The organism is Bradyrhizobium sp. USDA 336, assembly GCF_044908355.1.
Taxonomy (GTDB): domain Bacteria; phylum Pseudomonadota; class Alphaproteobacteria; order Rhizobiales; family Xanthobacteraceae; genus Bradyrhizobium; species Bradyrhizobium yuanmingense.
Genome location: NZ_JBIYDC010000002.1, coordinates 2,179,663 through 2,201,363, shown reverse-complemented (window position 1 = coordinate 2,201,363; position 21,701 = coordinate 2,179,663). Strand labels below are relative to the sequence as shown.

The 21,701-nt window shown below is 65.6% G+C and carries 20 protein-coding genes and 2 pseudogenes; 8 read left to right on the top strand and 14 right to left on the bottom strand.

The features are described 5' to 3' along the window. Positions 1-104: 104 nt before the first annotated feature. Positions 105-1,550, bottom strand: a complete 1,446-nt coding sequence (gene radA / locus ABIA45_RS11355) for a DNA repair protein RadA (RefSeq protein WP_157284561.1) — start codon at positions 1,548-1,550, stop codon at positions 105-107. Positions 1,551-1,777: 227 nt separating this feature from the next. Between radA and ABIA45_RS11350 the strand changes: the two genes are divergently transcribed. Together ABIA45_RS11350 and ABIA45_RS11345 are read left to right on the top strand one after the other, a co-directional pair. Further along, positions 1,778-2,890, top strand: a complete 1,113-nt coding sequence (locus tag ABIA45_RS11350; protein WP_404655654.1) for an ABC transporter substrate-binding protein — start codon at positions 1,778-1,780, stop codon at positions 2,888-2,890. Next, positions 2,890-4,960: pseudogene (locus ABIA45_RS11345) on the top strand (putative bifunctional diguanylate cyclase/phosphodiesterase). Before ABIA45_RS11350 ends, ABIA45_RS11345 begins: the two are co-directional and overlap by 1 nt. 12 nt (positions 4,961-4,972) lie before the next feature. Here the strand turns inward: ABIA45_RS11345 and ABIA45_RS11340 are convergent. The 9 genes and pseudogenes from ABIA45_RS11340 to ABIA45_RS11300 all read right to left on the bottom strand — a co-directional run bounded on the left by ABIA45_RS11340 (position 4,973) and on the right by ABIA45_RS11300 (position 11,843). Beyond that, positions 4,973-5,698 (bottom strand): sulfite exporter TauE/SafE family protein, encoded by a 726-nt coding sequence (locus ABIA45_RS11340; RefSeq protein WP_404652064.1) that lies wholly within the window; start codon positions 5,696-5,698, stop codon positions 4,973-4,975. A 57-nt stretch (positions 5,699-5,755) separates the two neighbouring features. Then, complete coding sequence (locus ABIA45_RS11335; protein WP_404652063.1) at positions 5,756-6,673, bottom strand: ribokinase; 918 nt, start codon at positions 6,671-6,673, stop codon at positions 5,756-5,758. Between the two features lie 12 nt (positions 6,674-6,685). Next, a complete protein-coding gene (gene rpiB, locus ABIA45_RS11330) occupies positions 6,686-7,132 on the bottom strand; it encodes a ribose 5-phosphate isomerase B (RefSeq protein ID WP_157284566.1) in 447 nt (148 codons plus the stop codon). A gap of 71 nt (positions 7,133-7,203) precedes the next feature. After that, positions 7,204-7,998 carry a transporter substrate-binding domain-containing protein gene (locus tag ABIA45_RS11325; RefSeq protein ID WP_404541607.1) on the bottom strand — a complete coding sequence of 265 codons (795 nt, stop codon included), beginning with the start codon at positions 7,996-7,998 and terminating at the stop codon, positions 7,204-7,206. Between the two features lie 20 nt (positions 7,999-8,018). After that, positions 8,019-8,777, bottom strand: a complete 759-nt coding sequence (locus ABIA45_RS11320) for an amino acid ABC transporter ATP-binding protein (RefSeq protein ID WP_036000768.1) — start codon at positions 8,775-8,777, stop codon at positions 8,019-8,021. Between the two features lies 1 nt (position 8,778). Continuing rightward, positions 8,779-9,447 (bottom strand): amino acid ABC transporter permease, encoded by a 669-nt coding sequence (locus ABIA45_RS11315; protein WP_198399789.1) that lies wholly within the window; start codon positions 9,445-9,447, stop codon positions 8,779-8,781. Positions 9,448-9,454: 7 nt separating this feature from the next. Then, positions 9,455-10,138, bottom strand: a complete 684-nt coding sequence (locus ABIA45_RS11310; protein WP_036000766.1) for an amino acid ABC transporter permease — start codon at positions 10,136-10,138, stop codon at positions 9,455-9,457. A gap of 10 nt (positions 10,139-10,148) precedes the next feature. Beyond that, positions 10,149-11,051 (bottom strand): annotated as a pseudogene (locus ABIA45_RS11305) (NAD(P)-dependent oxidoreductase); the annotation flags it as partial. A 51-nt stretch (positions 11,052-11,102) separates the two neighbouring features. Further along, positions 11,103-11,843, bottom strand: a complete 741-nt coding sequence (locus ABIA45_RS11300) for a FadR/GntR family transcriptional regulator (RefSeq protein ID WP_036000760.1) — start codon at positions 11,841-11,843, stop codon at positions 11,103-11,105. A gap of 506 nt (positions 11,844-12,349) precedes the next feature. Between ABIA45_RS11300 and ABIA45_RS11295 the strand changes: the two genes are divergently transcribed. Then, on the top strand, positions 12,350-13,126 hold the full coding sequence (locus tag ABIA45_RS11295) for a potassium channel family protein (protein ID WP_404652061.1): 777 nt from the start codon (positions 12,350-12,352) through the stop codon (positions 13,124-13,126). Between the two features lie 177 nt (positions 13,127-13,303). On the opposite strand, the gene ABIA45_RS11290 is transcribed toward ABIA45_RS11295, so the two are convergent. Further along, positions 13,304-14,074, bottom strand: a complete 771-nt coding sequence (locus ABIA45_RS11290) for an exodeoxyribonuclease III (RefSeq protein WP_275509577.1) — start codon at positions 14,072-14,074, stop codon at positions 13,304-13,306. 39 nt (positions 14,075-14,113) lie between these two features. Here ABIA45_RS11290 and ABIA45_RS11285 point away from each other — a divergent pair, with 39 nt between their 5' ends. After that, positions 14,114-14,329, top strand: coding sequence for a hypothetical protein (locus ABIA45_RS11285; protein WP_036022695.1), 216 nt, complete (start codon positions 14,114-14,116; stop codon positions 14,327-14,329). 141 nt (positions 14,330-14,470) lie between these two features. On the opposite strand, the gene alr is transcribed toward ABIA45_RS11285, so the two are convergent. Then, positions 14,471-15,748: an alanine racemase gene (gene alr, locus ABIA45_RS11280; RefSeq protein WP_404655653.1), complete on the bottom strand. Its 1,278-nt coding sequence runs from the start codon at positions 15,746-15,748 to the stop codon at positions 14,471-14,473. Positions 15,749-15,802: 54 nt separating this feature from the next. Beyond that, positions 15,803-17,308, bottom strand: coding sequence for a replicative DNA helicase (locus tag ABIA45_RS11275; RefSeq protein ID WP_036000744.1), 1,506 nt, complete (start codon positions 17,306-17,308; stop codon positions 15,803-15,805). 551 nt (positions 17,309-17,859) lie between these two features. On the opposite strand from ABIA45_RS11275, the gene ABIA45_RS11270 reads away from it, so the two are divergent. Next, entirely contained in the window at positions 17,860-18,066 is a 207-nt protein-coding gene (locus ABIA45_RS11270) for a transcriptional regulator (RefSeq protein WP_404541594.1), read from the top strand. A gap of 9 nt (positions 18,067-18,075) precedes the next feature. On the opposite strand, the gene ABIA45_RS11265 is transcribed toward ABIA45_RS11270, so the two are convergent. Then, a complete protein-coding gene (locus ABIA45_RS11265) occupies positions 18,076-19,326 on the bottom strand; it encodes a class I SAM-dependent methyltransferase (RefSeq protein ID WP_404652057.1) in 1,251 nt (416 codons plus the stop codon). Between the two features lie 274 nt (positions 19,327-19,600). Between ABIA45_RS11265 and ABIA45_RS11260 the strand changes: the two genes are divergently transcribed. The 3 genes from ABIA45_RS11260 (at position 19,601) to ABIA45_RS11250 (ending at position 21,639) form a co-directional block, all read left to right on the top strand. Next, positions 19,601-20,452: a hypothetical protein gene (locus ABIA45_RS11260; protein ID WP_404652055.1), complete on the top strand. Its 852-nt coding sequence runs from the start codon at positions 19,601-19,603 to the stop codon at positions 20,450-20,452. Positions 20,453-20,563: 111 nt separating this feature from the next. Next, entirely contained in the window at positions 20,564-21,160 is a 597-nt protein-coding gene (locus tag ABIA45_RS11255) for a TetR/AcrR family transcriptional regulator (RefSeq protein ID WP_404652053.1), read from the top strand. Between the two features lie 11 nt (positions 21,161-21,171). Then, entirely contained in the window at positions 21,172-21,639 is a 468-nt protein-coding gene (locus ABIA45_RS11250) for a PaaI family thioesterase (protein WP_404652051.1), read from the top strand. Positions 21,640-21,701: the final 62 nt, after the last annotated feature.

The window sequence follows — 21,701 nt, the reverse complement described above, 5'->3', positions numbered from 1 at the left end:
TAAAAGAAGGGCAGACGGCGTTCCCGGCAAGGCCGCAACCACGCAATCCCATGCTGCTTTTGTGACGGCTGTATAGCGGCGGAGGCCTCCGGCGTCACCTCCACCTAACCCTCTCCACGGCGGAATCTGGCCGGTGTGGCATTTTTCTCTGGCTGTGCACTGGATTCGCCCCGACGGGAGCCCCGCGCTGCGATCTCGGCCACCAATGTCGTCAGGCTGTTCACCGCGTTCAGGGAGAGCCCGGCGTCGCCGCCGGCATCGCCGCGCGCCGATTCGGGCAGCACGGCGCGCTGGAAGCCGAGTTTTGCCGCCTCCTTGAGCCGGGCCGGGGTCTGCGCCACCGGCCGCACCACGCCCGACAACGAGATTTCGCCGAAATAGACGGCATCGGTGGGTAACTGCGCATTAACCAGCGATGACACCAAGGCTGCGGCGGCGGCGAGGTCCGCCGCCGGCTCGTGGATGCGCAGGCCGCCGGCAACGTTCAGATAGACGTCGTGGCCGGACAGCTTGACCCCGCAATGGGCCTCCAGCACCGCCAGCACCATCGAGAGCCGGCTCGGATCCCAGCCGACCACGGCCCGGCGCGGGGTGCCGAGCGAGGTCGGGGCTACCAGTGCCTGCAATTCGACCAGCACGGGCCTCGTGCCCTCGATGCCGGCAAAGACCGCAGTGCCGGGCGTGCCGAGATCGCGCTCCGACAGGAACAGCTCGGAGGGGTTGGTGACCTCGCGCAGGCCGAGGCCCGTCATCTCGAACACGCCGATCTCGTCGGTCGGCCCGAAGCGGTTCTTCACCGCGCGCAGGATGCGGAATTGCTGCGAGCCTTCGCCCTCGAACGACATCACCGCATCGACCATGTGCTCGACCACGCGGGGGCCGGCGATCTGGCCGTCCTTGGTGACGTGGCCGACCAGGATGATGGCGGCCCCGGTCTTCTTGGCGAAGCGGATCAGCGCCTGCGCCGAGGCGCGCACCTGCGTCACCGTGCCGGGCGCCGATTCCACCGTGTCGGTCCACATGGTCTGGATCGAGTCGATCACGATCAGCCGGGGCACCGCGCCCTCCGACAGCGTCGAGACGATGTCCTCGACCGAGGTTTCGGCCGCGAGCTGCACCGGCGCGTCCGACAGCCCGAGCCGCTCGGCGCGCAGGCGCACTTGGGCGACCGCCTCTTCGCCGGAGATGTAGACGACGCGGTGGCCGGCGCGCGCGAGCAGGCTGGTCGCCTGCGTCAGCAGCGTCGACTTGCCGATGCCGGGATCGCCGCCGACCAGCAGCACCGAGCCGCGCACGAAGCCGCCGCCAGTGACGCGGTCGAGCTCGGTCATCCCCGAGGACAGGCGCGGCGCATCCGGGCTCCTGCCGGCGAGGCTCTCCAGCGCGAAGGTTCTTCCCTTGCGCTTGGAGCGGATCGACACCGGCACGCTTCCGCTGGTGTCTTCTTCCGCAAGCGTATTCCACTCGCCGCAGGACTCGCACTTGCCTTGCCAGCGGTTATAGGCCGCGCCGCAGTTCTGGCAGACGAAGGAAAGTGTGGATTTGGCCATGGGGGAGCGCGAGTCGCGGGTTTCAGATGTGCTGATAGCACGGATTGGCCGGCCGATCGCTGGCGCTTCGAATATCTCAATTCGGCACGGGAGATATACCTTTCGTTAGCCCTGCGCCGCTGTGCCCGGTGCGATTTTGCCAATTCTTAGCGGACGTGGGTCCAATCTCGGAACCAATGGGGGCGGCAAAATTGACGAGATTCCTGCGAATATTGCTCGCGGCGGGCATGGTCTGCGGCGTTTTTGGGTCGGTTGGCGGTAGCATCGCCAAGCCCCTCAACATCGTCTTCGTCAATCCCGGCAAGTCCGGCGAGGTCTATTGGGACATGGTCGCGCAGACCATGCAGGCCGCCGGCCGCAAGCTCGATTCGCATGTCGAGGTGCTGACCAGCGAGCGGAACTACCGCACCATGCAGGAGCTCGGCTTCGGCGTGGTGGCCCGTCCCGACAAGCCCGACTTCCTCATCCTGTCGAACGAGGAATCCGCCGCCGTTCCCATCCTGGAGGCGGCCGAAGCCGCGGGCGTCAAGACGCTGCTGCTTTCGAACACGCTGATCGGCGAGGACGCGGTGCGCCTTGGACCGCCGAGGCAAAAGCTCGAGACCTGGCTCGGCGACATCACGACCGATCTTCAGACCGCGGGCGCGCGGATGGCCAATGCGCTGATCACCGCGGCGCGTGCCGAGAAATGGCAGAGCGCGGACGGCAAGATCCACATTCTCGGCATCGGTGGCGACGAGACCACGCCCGCCTCGATCGCCCGCAACGCCGGCCTCACGCTCGCGGTGGATGCTGCGTCCGACGTCGTGGTGGACCGCATGCTGTTCGCCAACTGGACGAAGTCCGAGGCCGAGCGGGTCACGGCAAACTACCTGAGCTGGGCCGCGCGCAAGCAGATCCGGCCCGCCGGAATCTGGGCCGGAAACGATCCGATGGCGCTCGGCGCGCTGCGCGCGACGATCGCCGCCGGCCTTGTGCCCGGCGAGAACATCCAGGTGGTCGGCCTCAACTGGTCGGAGGATGCTCTGCGCGAGATCAAGGCGGGCCGCATGCTCCTGACCGATGGCGGGCATTTCCTGCTCGGCGGCTGGTCCGTCGTTCTCCTGCGCGATTATGCCGATGGCTGCGATTTTGCAGCCGTCTCGCCCCGCGTCGAGGTCAAGACGTCGGCGATCACGCGCGACAATCTCGCTTCGGTCGGCGATCTCATCAAGACCCGTGCGTTCGACCGGATCGACTTCGCGCGGTTCCGGGCGAAGGCCGGGCGCTGCGGCCAGTATGACTTTTCCCTCGATGCGCTCATCTCGTCGCTGCCGGTCGCCGAAGGCGTTGCCGACTGATGGGCAAGGATGAGGCGATGACCGAGCCGGATCGCAACGAGCAGGCAGCGCCGCCGCGCTTGCGCTCGGTCGTCCACGCGATGATCTGGGCCACCGTGCCCGTTCTGCTGCTGGTGCAATTGCTCGCCTCCGCCGGCGTCGAGGCATCGAGCTTCTGGTCGCAGCTCAGGCAACTCGACGCCCGCATGGCCCGCGTCGCCGAGAGCCGGGCCGAGCTGATCGCCGAGCCGCTCTGGAAGATGCGCTACGACCAGGTCACGGGCGTGCTCAACGAGATCATGCACGACGAGACCATTGCGGCGGCGGCCGTCTACGACGATACCGGCGCTGCGATCGCCCGCGTGGTCGCGCGCCCCCAGGGCCAGTCGGTCGCCGAGGTCTCGCACCCGATCCACTACAGCAACGGTAACATGGCCGTTCAGGCCGGCCGCATCGCCATCGCCTATTCGCGTGCGACGCTGTACGCGGATGCGGGCAGCCGCCTGATGCTGCTGCTGGTCGTCGGGCTGCTCGCAACGTTCGCGACCCTGATCGCCATGCGCATCTCCGCCAACATCTTCATCGGCAGGCCGCTCGCGGCCATGATGTCGGCGGTCCAGCGCAGCAAGCAGGACGGCCGGGCCTATCCGGCCGACGTCACCTCCTCGAACGAATTCGGCCAGCTCGCGCGCGCCTTCAACGCCATGCAGCACACGACGTCGGGCGCGCTGGACCGGCTCGGGCACATGGCGACGCACGATCCGCTCACCGGGCTGCCGAACCGGCGCTCCCTGACCGAGCGCCTGGCCGTGACGAGCCAGAATGGAGGCGCGCCGGATACGCTGGTCGCGTTCTGCTTCATCGATCTCGACGACTTCAAGGGCATCAACGACACCTTCGGTCACGAGGCCGGCGATGCGTTCCTGGTCCAGATTTCGCAGCGCCTTCGTCGCGCGGTCGAAGCCGAGGACTGGGTCGCCCGGCTCGGCGGCGACGAGTTCGTCGTCATCCGCCCCGAGGTGAGCGACGAGCAGGCCGCGCACGCATTCGCTCAACGCGTGCTCGATGCCATTTCCGAGCCGATCCGCCTCCACGACAAGCAGGTGGTGCCGCGCGCCAGCATCGGCCTTGCCGTGCGCCACGCCGACGATCCGGAGCTGTCGCATCTGCCGACGCTCGCCGACATCGCGCTCTATCACGCCAAGAGCAAGGCGCCCGGCACGGTCGCCGTGCTGGACGAAGCGCTCCAGCGCGACTATCGCCGCCGCAGGGATCTCGAGCTCGCCATTCCCACCGGATTCGCCGAGGGCCAGTTCGAGGTCTGGTACCAGAGCCAAGTCGATCTCGACAGCCATGAGGTCGTCGGGCTGGAAGCGCTGATCCGCTGGCGCCATCCCGAGCACGGCGTGATCGGCCCCGGCGAATTCCTGCCGCTGATCGAGCGCAGCGGCAACAATGCGCGGCTGACCCGCCTACGTGCTGACCGATGCCTGCCGGGCCTTGCAGCAATTGGCCGCTGCGGGCAGGCCGCAGCTGCGGATCGCGATCAATCTGCCGCCGTCCGAGCTTGCCGACCACTCGCTCGCCGCCGAGCTGCACGCGACCTGCGCGCGCTTCGGTGTCGCGGCATCGATGCTCGAGCTCGAGATCACGGAGGGATCGCTGATCAACAACATCGCCAGCGCCTCCGAAACGCTGCATCGCCTGCGGCGCCTGGGGGCCACGATCGCGCTCGACGATTTCGGCACCGGCTATTCTTCGCTCGCCCATCTGCGGCGGTTTCCGCTCGACAAGGTGAAGATCGACAAGGCGTTCATCAGCGAGATCCCCGACAGCGCCGAGGACAAGGCCATTGTCGGCGTCATCGCCTCGCTCGGCGCCACGCTGGGACTGACGTTGGTCGCCGAAGGCATCGAGCGCGCCGAGCAGGCGGAGGCCATGCGCGAGATGGGCGTGCGGCTCGGGCAGGGGTTCCTCTATCAGCGGCCGCAGCCGCTCGAGGCCGTGCTGCGGGGGCTCGACGGGCAGCCGGCCGTGGCGAGCCGCGTCGTCTCTGATAGCCCATCGATCACCCCCGAATTCGCCGTCTGAGTTGCGGCTGGGTCACGGCTGCGCCGCGGTCCAGAGCATCGAGAGCCCCGCCGCGATCATGATCGCGTCCATCAGCAGGCGGAAGGTTTCCGGCCTCAGATGCAGCACGAAGCGTTTGGCGATGAAGGCGCCAAGCATCAGTGAGGCGCCCGCGATCAGACCCTTGATGAAGACCTCGCCGGTGAGCGCGCCGAAACGCTCGAAAGTCACCGACTTCGCGAAATAGAGCCCGAGCGAGGAGGCCGCTTCGGTGGCGAGAAACGCGCCCTTGGACAGGCCATAGAACAGGAACAACGGCACGCTGAGTGGCCCGGTCGAGACCACGATGCCGGTGAGATAGCCGATCAGCGCGCCGCCGATGGCGAGATGCCAGAGATTGGCCTTGAGCTCGTGCCGCGCCAGAAAGTGCCGCACCGGCACCATCGCGATCAAGAAGAGGCCGATGGTGAGATCGACGGCATGCGAGGGCAGTGCCAGCAGCGTCCGCGCGCCGAGCGCCACCGCCGGGATGCCCGTCGCCGAATAGGCCGCGCAGGCCCGCCAATCGACCTCGCGCCACCACGCCAGGATCCGCGAAAAATTCGCCATGACGGAAGCGACCGCCATGATCGGCACCGCTTCCTTCGGGCCATAGGCATAGACCAGCACCGGCATCAGCATGATCGACGAGCCGGTGCCGACGATGCCGGAGATGGTGCCGGCGACGAGGCCGACGGCGAGGACGAAGAGAAAGGCCAAAACAGCCTCCAGGAATCGGGAGAGTTTAGCCGCGGGCAGCGATGCGGGCGATCAGTCCTACGCGAGGGAGCCCATCGCTCTGCGCATGGGCATGCCGGTCTGGGCGCCGGCCTTGAGGCATTTCAAAGCCGCCGCTTCGCAACTCACTTCGAGCGCGCGTTGCAGCGACACGCCTTCGCTGATCATCGCCGCAAAGGCGCCGACGAAGGTGTCGCCGGCGCCGGTCGTGTCCACCGGCGTGATGCGCTGGGCGGGCGCCCGCAGGCGGGTGCCTTCCGCCGTCACGGCGAGCGCGCCTTGTGCGCCGGCGGTGACAATGCAGGTGAGGTTGCCGGACTTCGCGAGTCCGGCGCTTGCGGCTTCGTAGTCGGCGGACGCCAGGCCGATGGCGGTGGCGGCGTCGCGGGCCTCGTGCTCGTTGACGAGGAGATAGTCGGTGACGGCGAGAAGCTCCGTGACCATCTCACGCGTCATCTGCTCCGGAACGGGTGCAAGGTTCCAGATGACGGTGCCGGAGGCGGCGGCGGTTCTTCGGGCAGCTTCCAGCGCGTGCGCAAAGGGCACCTCCATCTGAAGCACTAGCACGGTGTCCAAATTGAACAGCTCGCTCGCAAGATCGCCGGCACGCGCCGTCATGTTGGCGCCGCTCGCCACCGTGATTGCATTCTCGCCGGCCTGATCGACGGTGATGAAAGCGGAGCCGGTCGGCTCGTCGGCTCTGATGACGCGGTCGGCGTCGACGCCGTTGGCTCTGAGGTTCTCGATCGCGCTGTCGCCAAATCCGTCCCGGCCGACGCGGCCAGCCATGCTCACGCGTCCAGGCCCGGCGATCCGCGCGGCGGCAACGGCCTGATTGGCACCCTTGCCGCCGAAATGCGTCCGGTAGGACGGCGCCAGCACCGTTCGGCCGGGACCTGGAATCACCGGGACCTGCGCGACCAGATCGATGTTGAGCGATCCGAACACCAGGATCATGGCGGAGAGCCCTCAGCCTTCCTCGTCCATGACGCGCAGCTTCTCGACGCGGCGGCGGAAATCCTCGTCGGTGGAGAATTCGGCGGACAGGTACGACGACACGAGATCGACAGCGAGCCACGCGCCGACGATCTGCGCGCCGATGCACATGACGTTGACGTCGTCGTGCTCGACGCTCTGATGCGCGGAGTGGACGTCGTGGCAGACCGCGGCGCGGATGCCCTTCATCTTGTTGGCGGCGATCGAGGCGCCAACGCCGGTGCCGCACACCATGATGCCGCGCGCGGCTTCGCCCGACGTCACCTTCGCCGCCACGGCGCGGGCGATGTCGGGGAAATCCACCGGCTTGTCGTCATAGGAGCCGACATCGATGACGTCGTGGCCGAGCTTGCGGATGTGGTCGATGACGGTCTGCTTGAGCGGCCAGCCGGCGTGGTCGGATCCGATGACGAGACGCATTCTTTGTCCTTCTTGATCATTGCATGACCGTGACAGCCGGGCGCGGCTGTCACGATGTCTTTCCCCGTGGTTCAGCTGCGCATGTCCGCCGGCAGATCGACGCCGTGGAATTTCTTGTAGATGGCGTTGAGCTTGCCGTTCTTGACGTTCTCGGTGATCCAGGCGTTGAGCTTGTCCATCAGCGGCTGCTCACCCTTCTTCAGGCCGATCGCGAGGTCGAAGGTCGCCAGCGGAATCCGGGACTCGAACACGCGCGAGGGATTCTTCACGCCGATCTGGTTGATGATTGTCGCGGACGAGCCGACGCAGTCGACCTGACCCGAGACCGCCGCCGTCACCATGGTGGCGTCGTCGTCATAGCGCGCGATCTTGAGGTCCTTGTCCTTCATGCTGGACAAGGTTGTGTCCTGCGTGGTGCCGCGCGAGACGCCGATCGACTTGTCCTTCAGGTCCGGCCAGTCCTTCACGGTCGACGATTTCAGGCAGCCGACGTCGGATTGCAGCGTCGCATAGCGCTTGGTGAAGTCGATCACCTTGGCACGCTCGGCCGTCACCGACAGGGTCGAGATGATGATGTCGGCCTTGCCGGTCAGGACGTTCGGGATGCGGGTCGCACCGGTGGTCTGGATGAATTCCAGCTCGAGGCCCCAATCCTTGGCGAGGAGCTGCGCCACTTCGACATCGGAGCCGGTCGGCTTCATCGTGGAATCCATCATGCCCGAGGGCGGGATGGCGAGGTCGGTCGATATGCGGATCTTCTTTGCCTTCATGATGTCGTCGAGCAGATCGGCCGATGCGGGCGTTGCCGCGATCATGATGAGGCCGCACAACGCGGCGGCCGTTCCCAGCACTATCTTCTTGGTCATCCCTGGTTCTCCTCTCCCTGTTATGATTTTAGGTTTCCCGTTCCCACGAATTGCGTGAGTTCGGGCGTGGTCGGCGACGTCAGGATCGAGGCAGGTCCGGTCTCGTGGACCTTGCCTCGATGCATGAACACGATCCGGTCGGCGATGCCCTTGGCGAAGCCCATTTCGTGGGTGACCATCACCATGGTCATGCCGTCAGCCGCGAGCTGTTCGATCACCTTCAGCACTTCGCCGGTGAGTTCGGGATCGAGCGCGGAGGTGACCTCGTCGAACAGCATCACCTTCGGCTGCATGGCGAGCGAGCGGGCGATTGCGGCGCGCTGCTGCTGGCCGCCCGAGAGCTGCTCGGGATAGGCGTGCAGCTTCTCATCCAGCCCGACCTGCGCCAGAACTTTTCGTGCGAGATCCTTGGCCTGCGACGTCGCCATGCCCTTCACCGCGCAGGGCGCGAGCGTGATGTTCTGCTCGATGGTGAGGTGCGGAAACAGATTGTAGCTCTGGAACACGATGCCGACGTCCTGGCGTAGCGCACGCAAGTTCACGTCGGGACGGTCGACGCGATGCCCGCAGACCACGATCTGGCCGCCGTCGACCTTCTCGAAGCGGTCGATGCAGCGCAGCGCGGTGCTCTTGCCGGAGCCGGAGCGGCCGATCAGGGCGAGCACCTCGCCACGTGCAACGGCAAAGGAGACGCCGTCGAGCACGCGGAGCGCGCCAAAGCTCTTCTGCACGTTGTGGAGCGATACGATCGGTTCAGAGGAGGGGGCGTTTTGCTGCATGTCAGGCTGGCGCGAGGTTGGACCTGCCACGCCCCATCCGCCGTTCCAGCCTCTGGCTGAACAGCGACAGGGGATAGCACATGGCGAAGTAGGTGACGGCGATGATGGCGTAGATGGCGAACGGTTCGAACAGCGAATTGTTGACGATCTGGCCCGAGCGCATCAGCTCGACGAAGCCGACCACGGACGCGAGCGAGGTGTTCTTGATGATCTGCACCATGAAGCCGACGGTCGGCGGCGTCGCGATGCGGATCGCCTGCGGCAGGATCACCTTGACCATGCGCTGGGTGCGGTTCAGCGCCAGGCCTTCGGCGGCTTCCCATTGCGGCTTCGGCACAGACTGGATGCAGCCGCGCCAGATCTCGCCGAGATAGGCCGCGACGTAGAGCGTCAACGAGGCACCTGCCGCGACCAGCGGCGAGACCTTCAGGCCGATCGCGGCAAGACCGAAATAGCCGAGGAACAGAATGACGAGCAGCGGCGTGCCCTGGATCAACTGGACATAGATCGCACTGGCGAGCCGCACCGATTTCAGCGGCGAGATGCGCGCCAGTGCGATCACGAAGCCGACGATGCCGCCGCCGATCAGCGCGATCAGCGACAGACCGATGGTCCACAGCGCGCCCTGGCCGAGGAACATCAGGTGGTTGATGTTGAGATGTCCGCCCATGGTCATCTCACAACGGCGTGCCGAGCCGGCGCCGGCGCGGAAATAGGAGGAGGCCGAGGCCCCAGAAGCCGGCACGCATCACCAGCGACAGGATGACGTAGAGCACGGCGACGATGATGTAGGTCTCGAACGCGCGATAGGTGTCCGACTGGATGTAGTTGGCGACCGCGGTGAGCTCCTCGGCCGAGATTTGCGAGCAGACCGAGGAGGCCAGCATCAGGAGCACGAACTGGCTGGTGAGCGCCGGATAGACCTTCTCGACCGCCGGCAGCAGGATGATGTGCCAGTAGATCTGGAAGCGCGAAAGCGCCAGCCCTTCGGCGGCCTCGATCTGCCCGCGCGGGATCGCCTCGAAGCCGGCCCGCATGATCTCAGCGGTATAGGCGCCGACATTGATGGTCAGCGCCGCCACCGCCACCGTGAAGGCGGAGTATTTCAGGCCGAGGCTGGCGAGGCCGAAATAGACCAGGAAGATCTGCACCAGCAGCGGGGTGTTGCGGATGGTCTCGACATAGACTTTGCAGGCACCTGCAATCAGCGAATTGTGTGTGCCGCGTCCGACCGCCGCGAGTGTGCCGAGCAAAGCGCCTAGCACGGTCGCGAAGAATGCCAACTCAAGCGTGAGGACGGCGCCGGCCAGAAAGCTCGGCCAACGCTCCAGCACTGCGGGAAAGTCGAGTTGGAGGCTCATCGTTCCAGGGTCAGCCGGTGGTCTGGTTGGTCATGCGGTCGTAGACGCGGAACAGCGCCTGGTTGCCGTTGCTGCCTTCGCCATGGGCGCGCGCATCGACATATTGGCTGGTGACGAGCGCAGTGCCGGGCAGGGGCACGTTCAGGGCCTGTGCGTGCTCCTGCACCAGGCGAAGGTCTTTGAGCTGCAGATCGATCCGGAAGCCCGCGGAGACGTCGCCGGCGATCATCGCGGGGCCGAGCTTGTCCAGCATCCAGGAAGCGGCGGAGCCGCCGAGCAGCACCCGGCGCAGCAGGTTGAGATCGAGGCCCGAAGCGCGGCCGAGCGCGAGCGCCTCGCAGATCGCCTGGATGTTGATGCCGCAGATCAGCTGATTGCAGAGCTTGACGGTCTGGCCGGCGCCGGATGCGCCGACATGGGTGATGGTCGTGCCCATCGCGCGGAAGAACGGCTCGGCCTTGGCGAACGTGTCCGCATCGCCGCCGGCCATGATCGAGAGCGCGGCGTTCCTGGCGCCCACCGGCCCGCCGGAGACCGGCGCGTCGATGAAGCCGACGCCTGTCTTCTGCAGGTCCGAATGGATGCGGCGGACGGCGACCGGCGAGATGGTGCTCATGTCGACGATCAGCTTGCCCGGCGGCGGGGAATTCAGCAGGCCCTGCTCGCCGTAGATCGTCGCCTCGACGTGGGGCGTGTCGGGCAGCATGGTGATGACGATATCGGTGCCTTGCGCGGCATCGGCAGGGCTTTTGGCACGCGTCGCGCCTTCCTTGACGCTGTCGGCCAGCGCGGCTTCGTTCAGATCGAAGACGCGGACCGCGTGGCCCGCCGCCTGCAGGTTGCGCACCATCTCCCGGCCCATCGTGCCGATGCCGATGAAGCCGACCTTGCCCTTGTCGTTCCGTCCCATGTCGTCAGTCCGTTTCTTGTTTAATCGGCGTCTTGATTGAAGGGCTGTGCGCGATCAGCCCGAGGCACTGGTCTTGTCGATGTCACCGACGACGGCGCGTCTGCGGTATTCGTCGCCGATGGCGAAATGCTTGCGCAGCGTCGCATCCGCGCGCTCGGGATCGCGCGCAATGAGGGCTTCGAAGATGCGGCGGTGATCGTCGACAAGGTAGGTCTTCATCGACGGGAAGGCCTGCACCAGCTCGCGGCGGCTGCGATGCGAATGTGTCAACAGGCCCGCCATGGAGGCGTGCAGCACGCTCAGCGTCTCCGAATGCGAGGCGACGACGATCGCGCGGTGGAAGTCGAAATCGGCCATGCCGCCGGCATCGGCTTCGTCGATGGTCTCGCCGATCTTCGTCAGCGCGCGCTGCAGCCGTTCGAAATCGGCGATGTTGGCGCGCTCGCAGGCGAGCCGGATCGCCTGGCATTCGATCGCGACGCGCGCCTGCATGACGTCCTCGAGCATGTCGGCCTGCTGGGCGAGGGCGAAGGTGAAGAAGTCGTTCAGCACCGAGACATCTGGCCGCGTCACGACGGTGCCGATGCGGTCGCGGATCTCGACGATCCCGAGGACGGTGAGGGCGCGCAGCGCCTCGCGGACGATTGGCCGGCTGACGCCGAGAAGGGTGGCGAGCTCGCGCTCCGAAATCAGGCGGTCGCCCGGCCGGAGCGAGCCGGTAAGCAGGCGCTCGCGCAGGAAGGCAAACACCTTCTCGAACCCCTTTTCGCCGTCGGCGGCTCGCTTGAACTCCATCCCCGTCTCTTTGGTCTGATCGTGGTCAGACCAGTATGCTTACCAGGGCGCGGAGGTCAAGAGCCTTCCCTCGGAGGGACCAGCGGGGCGAGCTCTATCGCGGGGCACCGCAATGATGAGGCTTCATGGCGCCGCCGCCTTGTCGGTTGCCATCTTTCGTCTGAGAGGGCTCAGCCTTGAATGTTCCGACCGGCTCTCCTCGCGTGCTCCTGATGTTCGACGGACGCAAGGAGGTCCAGTTGGCTCGCCAAAGCGAGATAGGCGTTTGAAACGCTCACAAGCACATTGGCGAGCCGCTTCGCCGACATGGCATCATTCGCGCGCGCTCGGTATTGCTCCGCAAGCTTGCGACAATCCTCGGGTTTGAGCATTCAGCCCCCAAAGAGAGCTGAACACCCGCGCTGCACTCCTGGTTCCTAATCGCGAGTCCACGCAGCTGTACAAGCATCGTCGGTTGCGGCTCGCGCTCCGAGTTGCCATCATCCTCGCAAACCGAGATTCTTCCAGTGACCCTCACGTCTCTCCGAAGCAGTGTCCGCCTCCTCTACGAGGGCGCAACGCCGGACGGCGTGCGCTTCCGTTATGCGCTGCTCATCTTCGATATCGTGACGGTGCTGTTCATTATTGCGACCTCGTTCCTGCCGCCCAGTGACATCGTCGAGACGCTCGACGTCCTGTTCGGCGTTATTCTGCTTGCCGACTTCTCCGCCCGGCTCCTGGTCGATCAGCATCCGTTTCAAAAATTCACCCAGCTCGCGACGTGGGCTGACATGGTCGCGATCGTATCCTTCCTGGCGCCGCTTGCCGGCGAGGCGGGCGGCTTTCTCCGGATTCTGCGGACGTTGGGCCTGCTTCGCGACTACCAGATGCTGGTGAGGCTCCGCATCGATTCACCGTTCTTTCGTCGCAACGAGGAGGTCATCTTCGCCGTCACGAACCTCGCCGTTTTCATCTTCGTGATGACCGGGATCGTCTACGAGACCCAGAAGTTTCGCAACGAGGAGATCCGAAACTATGCCGATGCCCTGTATTTCACCGTCACGGCGCTGACGACGACCGGCTTTGGCGACATCACCCTGGCGGGTACGTTCGGTCGTCTGATCACCGTCGTGATCATGATTTTCGGCGTAACGCTGTTCTTCAATCTCGCCCGCGCACTCCTCAGTCCTCACAAGGTGCGGTTTCAATGCCCGACGTGCGGGCTCCAGAGACACGATGCCGACGCCGTGCATTGCAAGGCCTGCGGTACCGTTCTCAATATTCCCGATGAAGGGGCGATCTGAAGAGCCCTCGGCGCGACGTGGACGCCTTCGATGGTGACATCATGCCAGTGTTTTGCCCGACGGATCAACTTTGATTTCGGTTTACCCGTAAGTCATTGAGCGGACAGAGGTCGGCTACTGTGCATGGGGTTGTTTTTCATACTTTTATCGGGCGGCCCGCTGCTGACTGCATTTGGGTCACCGCAACACCACCCACGCCGGCGCGTGATCGCTGGCGCCGTCCTCGCCGCGGATCTTCTTGTCGACGCCGGCTTTGGCGAGGCGCGGGGCGAGAGCAGGGCTGAGCAGGAGATGGTCGAGCCGCAGGCCCGCATCGCGCGGCCAGCGGTTCCGCTTGTAGTCCCAGAACGTGTAGATGCGCTCGTCGGGATGCAGCTCGCGGATCGCGTCGCACCAGCCTTGCTCGACCAGCGCGGCAAAGGCCGCGCGGCTCTTCGGCTGGATCAGCGCATCCTTGTCCCATGAGCGCGTCGGATAGATGTCGATCTCGGTGGGCGCGACGTTGTAGTCGCCGGCGAGCACCACCGGCAGGTCCTGCTTGATGAAGGTGTTGGCGTGCCGCCGCAGCCGCGCGAACCAGTCGAGCTTGTAGTCGAATTTAGGTCCCGGCTGCGGATTGCCGTTGGGCAGATAGATGCTGGTGACGATGACGCCGCGCACCGCGGCCTCGATGTAGCGCGCTTCGAGATCGGCAGGCTTTCCCGGCAAGCGGTCGCGCGTCAGCACGGGCTCGGCATTGCGGGCGAGGATGGCGACGCCGTTCCATGTCTTTTGTCCACGCCACACCGCGCCATAGCCGGCCCTTTCGATGGCGGTCGCCGGAAATTCGCCATCACTTGCCTTCAACTCCTGAAGCGCGACGACATCGGGCTTCGCAGCGCGCAGCCATGCCAACAGATTGGGCAGGCGGCGGTTGATGTTGTTGATGTTGAATGTCGCAATCTTCATTTAGAGCTACCGGCTCTGCCTTTCGTCCCTGGAGATACAATGTCCAAGTTGAGCTTTGCCGCTACCGCCTTCGTCGTCGCGTTCTCCGGGGCCACGGCACAGTCAGCCGAAACACGCGGCGCGTGCAAGGCGGACTACGACAAATTCTGCGCCGGCATCGCGCCGGGTGGCGGCATCGTCGCCTGTCTCAACGCCAAGCGCGACCAGCTCAGCGCCACCTGCAAGACGGCGCTGGACAGCAGAAAGAAGAAATAATCCTTGTGTTCCGGACGCGCGGAGCGCGAGCCGGGATCCAGAAGGTGACACGGTGAACTGCTGAGATATGGGCCCCGGCTCTGCAGCGCACTACGCCGCGAAGTGCGGCGCACTGCGCTGCGTCCGGGGCACGCGCGCGTGTTAACTCGGTAGCGGCGGCAACGCCGACGGCTGTTCGATCGGCGGTGGGGAAGGCGGCTGCCCGGCGTTCGAGGCGGGCTCCGGCTTCGTCAGCGGCTCCTCGACATTGCCGCCCTTGTAGACGCGGGCATAGCGGCGGCCGAGGCTGGTCAGCACCTCATAGCCGATCGTGCCGAAATGGTGCGCGAGTTCGTCGACGGTGATGCCTTCGCCGAGCAGCGTCACCATGTGGCCGCGCCGCACCGCGTTCGGCGGCAGATCGGTGATGTCGATCGCGATCAGGTCCATGGAGATGCGGCCCGCGACAGGGCAGCGCTTGCCCGCCACGATGACATCGGCGCCGCGGGTGCCGTCATTGGAGCTGGCGGCGCGGAAATAGCCGTCGGCATAGCCGACTGCGATGATCGCCAGTTTCGTCGGCCGCCGCGCGGTCCAGGTGCCGCCATAGCCGACGGTCTCGCCGCGCTCGATGCTGCGGATCTGCACGATGCGCGCCTTGAGGTCGACCACCTGCTGCATGGGATTGTCGGCCTCCGGCGTCGGGTTGACGCCGTAGAGCGCAGCTCCCGGCCGCACCAGGTCGAACTGGAAGGGCGCGCCGAGGAAGATGCCGGAGGAGTTGGCGAGCGCCGCCGGCACGCCTGTGAACTCGCTGGCGATGCTGCGGAAGGCCGCGAGCTGTCTGGCATTGATCGGGCTGTTGAGCTGCTCGGCCGAGACCAGATGGCTCATCACCAGCGTGATGCCGTGATCGCCGGCGTTGATGCGGGGGATGATGGCCTGCGCTTCCGACAGCGTCAGCCCGAGCCGGTTCATGCCGGTGTCGATGTGAACAGCGGCGCCCCCGTTCCAGCCGGTGCGGCGGCAGAACACGTCCCATTCGGCGAGCTCGTTGAGATCGCCGATCACCGGACGGCAATTGATCTTGGCGTAGTGCTCGCCGGTGTTCTGGAAATAGCCGCCGAGCACGTAGATCGTGGGCTCCGGAACGGCGGCGCGCACCTTGCGCGCTTCCTCGATGGTGGCGACGAAGAAGGTCTTGCAACCGGCTTTGCTCAGGGCGCGCGACACCTGCTCGGCGCCGCAGCCATAGGCGTCGGCCTTGACCACCGCCGAACATTCGGCCGGCACCGCGGTCTTCTCGAGCTTGCGCCAATTGGCGATGATCGCATCGAGATCGACGGTCAGCACGCCGCCGAAGGCGGCGAGCGCGGCAGCCTGGTTGGCCTCCGGGGAGAGGGGGCCGGATTGCGGGATTGATTTCGGGGCGGACGCCATTGTCATGGCGTCGTTTTACGCAAGAGACCGGCCCCGTTCAACCCGGGGAACAATCTAGTAGTCGCTGCGGTCCGGCAGTTGGCCGTCATGCGCGAGGTCGCCGAAGCGCGTGACCGAGGCATCGAAGTGCAGCTCGACGGTGCCGGTCGGACCGTGGCGCTGCTTGCCGATGATGACTTCGGCGCGGCCGACCGTGCGTTCCATGTCGGCCTGCCATTTGGCATGCTCTTCGGTGCCGGGGCGCGGCTCCTTCATGGCGAGGTAATATTCCTCGCGGAACACGAACAGCACGACGTCGGCGTCCTGCTCGATCGAGCCGGATTCGCGCAGGTCCGAGAGCTGCGGCCGCTTGTCGTCGCGCGATTCCACCTGGCGCGAGAGCTGCGACAGCGCGATCACGGGAACGTTGAGCTCCTTGGCCAGCGCCTTCAGGCTGGTCGTGATCTCCGTGATTTCCTGCACGCGACTGTCGCTGGCGCGCTTGCCCGAGCCCGAGAGCAGCTGGATGTAGTCGATCACCAGGAGATCGAGACCCTTCTGGCGCTTGAGCCGGCGCGCGCGCGCCATCAGCTGCGCGATCGACAGGCCGCCGGTGGCGTCGACGTAGAACGGCAGCGACTGCAGCTCGATCGAGACCTGCCGGATCTTCTCGAAATCGGCTTCCGTGATGCCGCCGCGGCGGATGTGGGAGGAGGGAATGCCGGTGCGCTCGGCCACGATACGCGTGGCGAGCTGGTCGGCCGACATTTCGCAGGAGAAGAAGCCGATCACGCCGCCATTGGCGGCCTTCATGGTGCCGTCGGCCTGAAGCTCCGGCACGTAGGCCTGCGCGACGTTGTAGGCGATGTTGGTCGCCAGCGACGTCTTGCCCATGCCGGGGCGTCCCGCAACGATGATGAGGTCGGAATGCTGCAGACCGCCCATCTTGGTGTCGAGGTCACGCAGGCCCGTCGAAATGCCCGACAGCTTGCCGTCGCGCTGGAACGCCTTGGCTGCGAGATCGACGGCGACCGTGAGCGCCTGCGAGAATTTCTGGAAGCCGCCGTCATAGCGGCCGGACTCGGCGAGCTCGTACAGCTTGCGCTCGGCGTCCTCGATCTGCGCCCGCGGTTGGAAGTCGACCGGCGCGTCATAGGCGACGTTGACCATGTCCTCGCCGATGCCGATCAGGTCGCGGCGCAACGACAGATCGTAGATGGTGCGGCCATAGTCCTGGGCGTTGATGATGGTGGTGGCTTCGGCCGCAAGCCGCGCCAGGTATTGTCCGATAGTCATGCCGCCGACATCGGTATCGGCCGGCAGGAACGTCTTCAGCGTGACCGGGGTGGCGATCTTGCCCATCCGGATCAGGCTGCCGGCGGTCTCGAAGATGGTCTGGTGCAGCGGCTCGAAGAAGTGCTTGGCCTCCAGGAAGTCGGAGACGCGGTAGAAGGCGTCGTTGTTGACCAGGATTGCGCCCAGAAGGCTCTGTTCCGCCTCGATATTGTGCGGTGCGCTCCGATAGGCGGGAGTTCCGGCATCGGGCGCGAGTTTGAGAACGTTCGAATCAGTCAGTGCCATGGTCGGGCGTGCTTAGCAATTTTCTTGGGCGGATGCGGGGCCGGGATAAAGCGCCGCCGCAGGTCAAAGCGGAAGCAAAAGCTGACCGCTATCAACCGCTCAGTTAAAATGGTGGATGATTAGCAGTCGCAGCACACGCCGCGCTTGACTGGATTTTGGCGGAACTCGCTCGGCGCAGAGAGCTGTGATCGCGCCGCGGAAAAATCCTGAAATCCGTGAACCCGGGGGGCTGACGTGCAGACCTATCGAGAAGCGCGCGAAATGACGCTCGCTGACCGATTCGGCTCGGCTTCAGACCAGCAGGAGGTAGACCAGCGCAACCAGGGCCGCCCCAACGCCGGTGACGATCAGGGCGTAATCGGTGCGAAGGTCGTCCTGCACGTCAAACGAGGTTTGGGTCTCTTTGCTCATGGCGACGGTCTAGGCCAGGCCCGACCAGACTTCTGTGAAGCAGATCACATCTCCCCGGATTCTTTCGGGTGTCATGCCGGAACAGGCGGATGGGCAGGGGATTATCTCATTCCCCCGCCAACAGGGATACGAGGCGAGCGATGCAGCCAGAACGGCAGCACCAGAACTGGCAAAGCGAGACAGGCAGCCGGCTTTGGCTGTCGGGGCTGATCGCGGCTATGAAGCACGCGGAGCGGCCCGAGGTGCGTCGCCAGCCGGTCGCCCCCGAAATCCTGCTGGAATTGCGGGCGCAATTGGCGTTAACGGCGTCTTTCCGGACGTCCGGGATTTCGACACTTCGTCACTAGGATCCGGACCTATTCACCAGCCAGCTTGAGCTTCGGCATGGCCGCGCCCTCCCGGGCCCGCAGCCGGGCTTCTTCCTGCGGAATATAGTCGCGGGTCATCGGCACCACGCCCTGGCGACGGGTGATCTGGATCTGGAAGTTCATCATGGCTTGCTTGCGGAACGTCATCTCGCAGGCCGCGAGGTAAAATTCCCACATCAAGGCGAAGCGCTCGTCGTAGAGCTGCACGGCTTCCTCGCGCCGCGCCATGAACCGCTCGCGCCAAGCCTTCAGCGTCTCGGCGTAGTGCAGGCGCAGAATCTCGATGTCGCAGACCAGCAGGCCCGCGCGCTCGATCGCCGGCAGCACCTCCGAGAGGGCGGGGATGTAGCCGCCGGGGAAGATGTATTTGGCGATCCACGGATTGGTCGAATCCGGGCCCTGCGAACGGCCGATCGAATGCAGCAGCATGACGCCGTCTTCCTTCAGCAGCTCGGCGCAGCGCTGAAAGTAGGCGTCGTAGAACCTCGCCCCGACATGTTCGAACATGCCGACAGAGACGATGCGGTCGAACGTACCTTCGACGTCGCGATAATCCTGGAGCTGGAATCTGGCCGAGCCCGTCAGGCCCTTTTCGGCGGCGCGCGCATTGGCGACCTGCAGCTGCTCGGTCGACAGCGTGATGCCGGTGACGTCGGCGCCCGCGATCTCGGCGAGATAGAGCCCGAGGCCACCCCAGCCGGAGCCGATGTCGAGCACGCGCTGGCCATTGCCGACGAGAAGCTTCGCCGCGATGTGCCGCTTCTTGGCAAGCTGCGCGTCGTCCAGCGACATCTGGGGCGTCTCGAAATAGGCGCAGCTATATTGCTTGTCGGCATCGAGAAACAGCGAATAGAGCCGGCCGTCGAGATCGTAATGATGAGCGACGTTTTGACGGGAGCGCGGGCGGGGATTGAACTGCTTGAGGTGCCGCGTCAGGTAGCGCAGGTGCCACCACGGCTTTGCCCACTGCGGCAATGGGTCGGGTTGATCGAGCAGGATCGCGAGGGCATCAGCTATGGTGCCGCGCTCGACCACGAACTCGCCGTTCATGTAGGCCTCGCCCAGCCCCAGCTCGGGATTGACGAGGACCCTCCGCTCGGAGTCCGCAGTGACGAAGCGGACTGCGACCGGCTCGCTGGAGCCGTCGCCGACGGTGAACTTCGACCCGCTTGCGCTGGTCACCGTCAACGACCCGCGGCGGATGAATTGGGACAGAAATCGACGCAACAAACGGTCCATCGGCAATCCTCTCGAGCGAACCCGAAAGATGCGACTACCCGGCCTTTATAACTGACGCCCAGGCGCCGCAGCGGTTCCTATGCGTTTGCATTCAAATCTAGCGAGCCGGTTCCGGCTGCGCTATTGCACTGTGTTCAAAGTAGATATTCGAAAACCGCTTAATCACATCCTTGCGCGCGGACCTGCTTCCATTCGCGGCTCAATCGGTTAAAAGGTGACCGCCGCCGCGCCGGATGCCGGCTGCATTTGCGGAAATTCAACGGAGATGATGGGAATGTCGAGCCGAGCGCTCAGCCTCGCGACGGTGTTGCTTCTGATTGGCTTCGGTGCGGCTAATTCCGTTCTTGCGCAGGCGACGAACCTCGAGGCTGGCAAGACCCCGTCGCAGCTGTTCTCGCAGACCTGCAATGTCTGCCACAAGAGCCCGCGCGGGCTGCTGAAGTCCGTGTCGCCCGGCTCGCTGCCGGGATTCCTGCGCCAGCACTACACGACGAGTTCGGACATGGCGGGCGTCCTCTCCGCCTATCTGATCTCGAACGGTGCCACCGACACCCGCTATCAGGCCAAGGACGCCAAGAAGGACGGCGCCGCGCCTGAACAGCAGGGTCGACGCCAGCGCGCGCAGGATGCCGCGAGGCCGGACGGCGAGGGCGCTGCTCCTGCCGCCGAGGGTACGCGCCAGAAGCGTGCGGCGCGGCCGGCCGAGGAGGGTGCCAAGCCGGAGGGAGAGGCTGCGCCCGAGACACGCAAAGGCAAGCGGCGCGCCAAGCCCGGCACGGAGGAAGCCCCGAAGGTCGATGCCGCGGCGCCGGCGACCGACGACAAGAAGAGCGAGCCGAAGCCGGAGCCCGTCAAGCCTGACAGCGCCAAGGTCGAGCCGCGCAGCGAGACGCCGGCGCTGCGGCCAGATCCGGTCCCGCAGGTGACGCCGGCCGCTCCAGCCGCCGCCAAGCCCGCTGAGCCGGCCGCGCCCAAGCCGGTGGAAGAGGCTGCTCCGAAACCTGCCGAGCCGGCCCCCGCGGCCAAGCCGCAGGAACAGGCGCCGCCCGCGACCGCTGCAGCCCCGCCGCCGCCGCCGGCGCCGCCTGCGTCCTCCGGTCCGCCGGCGCCGCCGATCTCGCGCTAAGTCACCCGGATCTTTCGATCGACGATGCGAAGGCCGCGCCCATCCGCGGCCTTCGCACCGTCTTGACCCTCATTAGAGTAGTGCTCTAGAGTATTGCTCTAGGAGGCGCCCATGACGGCGAGCGTACGAGACGACCTGTTGGCGGCCGGCCTTGCCGTGTTCGACCGCGTCGGCTTCGAAGCCGCGACCGTGGCCGCGATCCGCACCCGCGCGCGGGCTTCCAACGGCAGCTTCTTCCACGTCTTCGGTTCGAAGAAAGAACTTGCCGGTGCGTTGTTTCTGGAGGTCCTGCGGCACTATCACGCCGCGATACTGGCTGCGCTCGATCCCGGCCCCGACGCCGAGCAGGGCATCGATCGCCTGATCCGGGCGCATCTCGACTGGGTCGTCGCCAGCCGGCGCGAGGCGCGCTACCTCTTCGAGATCTCGCGCAGCGAGTGGGGCGAAGACGTGCGCGACGCCCAGCGAGCGCAGAATGCGCGGCTTGCCGAAGGCATTGAGCGCTGGCGCGCGCCGCTGGTCGCAAGCGGCGAACTTCTGCCGATGACGCCGGTGATGTTCGTCAGCCAGCTGATCGGTCCGGCGCAGATCTTCTGCCGCGCCTTCCTGTCGGGTCGCGAGCGCACCGATCCGCGCATCGAGGCCGATACGCTGATCGCCTGCGCCAATCGTGCGCTGAGGCCGTTCGATCGCATCAACAAGCCATAAGGGGAGATCGCATGCGAGCCGAAGCTGATCCGGAATTTGCGCCGATTGCCGAGCGCATCCACGCCAATATCGGCCGGCAGGGTTTCATGAACCTGGTCGGCGCCGAGCTCTCCGAATTGGCGCGCGGCACCTGCACCATCGCCGTGGAGCGCCGGCCGGAGCTGTTACAGCAGCACGGCTTCTTCCATGGCGGCGTCATCGCCTTCCTGGTCGACAACGCCACCACGATCGCAGCCGCCACGTCGCGCGGCCAGCCGGCGTTGACAGCGGAATACAAGCTCAATCTGCTGTCGCCTGCGGTCGGCGAAAAGCTGATCTGCCGCGCCCGGGTGATCAAGCCGGGCCGCCAGGTCGCGGTGGTCGCCGCCGACGTGTTCTGCGTCAGCGACGGCGTCGAGAAGCATACGGCCACCGCGCTGGCCTCGATCGCGATGCTGAGCGAGGACGTCGTTGCGAAAACGAAAAGCCCGGCCGCGTGAGGCAGCCGGGCTCCGTTGTTTCTTCGTCATTGCCGGGCTTGACCCGGCAATCCATCAAGAAA

Coding starts and splice junctions, on each gene's coding strand:
- radA (WP_157284561.1), bottom strand. CDS start 1,550: ATGGCCAAATCCACACTTTCCTTCGTCTGCCAGAACTGCGGCGCGGCC.
- ABIA45_RS11350 (WP_404655654.1), top strand. CDS start 1,778: ATGGTCTGCGGCGTTTTTGGGTCGGTTGGCGGTAGCATCGCCAAGCCC.
- ABIA45_RS11335 (WP_404652063.1), bottom strand. CDS start 6,673: ATGATCCTGGTGTTCGGATCGCTCAACATCGATCTGGTCGCGCAGGTC.
- rpiB (WP_157284566.1), bottom strand. CDS start 7,132: ATGCGTCTCGTCATCGGATCCGACCACGCCGGCTGGCCGCTCAAGCAG.
- ABIA45_RS11325 (WP_404541607.1), bottom strand. CDS start 7,998: ATGACCAAGAAGATAGTGCTGGGAACGGCCGCCGCGTTGTGCGGCCTC.
- ABIA45_RS11320 (WP_036000768.1), bottom strand. CDS start 8,777: ATGCAGCAAAACGCCCCCTCCTCTGAACCGATCGTATCGCTCCACAAC.
- ABIA45_RS11315 (WP_198399789.1), bottom strand. CDS start 9,447: ATGGGCGGACATCTCAACATCAACCACCTGATGTTCCTCGGCCAGGGC.
- ABIA45_RS11310 (WP_036000766.1), bottom strand. CDS start 10,138: ATGAGCCTCCAACTCGACTTTCCCGCAGTGCTGGAGCGTTGGCCGAGC.
- ABIA45_RS11300 (WP_036000760.1), bottom strand. CDS start 11,843: ATGGAGTTCAAGCGAGCCGCCGACGGCGAAAAGGGGTTCGAGAAGGTG.
- ABIA45_RS11290 (WP_275509577.1), bottom strand. CDS start 14,074: ATGAAGATTGCGACATTCAACATCAACAACATCAACCGCCGCCTGCCC.
- ABIA45_RS11285 (WP_036022695.1), top strand. CDS start 14,114: ATGTCCAAGTTGAGCTTTGCCGCTACCGCCTTCGTCGTCGCGTTCTCC.
- alr (WP_404655653.1), bottom strand. CDS start 15,748: ATGGCGTCCGCCCCGAAATCAATCCCGCAATCCGGCCCCCTCTCCCCG.
- ABIA45_RS11275 (WP_036000744.1), bottom strand. CDS start 17,308: ATGGCACTGACTGATTCGAACGTTCTCAAACTCGCGCCCGATGCCGGA.
- ABIA45_RS11270 (WP_404541594.1), top strand. CDS start 17,860: ATGCAGCCAGAACGGCAGCACCAGAACTGGCAAAGCGAGACAGGCAGC.
- ABIA45_RS11265 (WP_404652057.1), bottom strand. CDS start 19,326: ATGGACCGTTTGTTGCGTCGATTTCTGTCCCAATTCATCCGCCGCGGG.
- ABIA45_RS11260 (WP_404652055.1), top strand. CDS start 19,601: ATGTCGAGCCGAGCGCTCAGCCTCGCGACGGTGTTGCTTCTGATTGGC.
- ABIA45_RS11255 (WP_404652053.1), top strand. CDS start 20,564: ATGACGGCGAGCGTACGAGACGACCTGTTGGCGGCCGGCCTTGCCGTG.
- ABIA45_RS11250 (WP_404652051.1), top strand. CDS start 21,172: ATGCGAGCCGAAGCTGATCCGGAATTTGCGCCGATTGCCGAGCGCATC.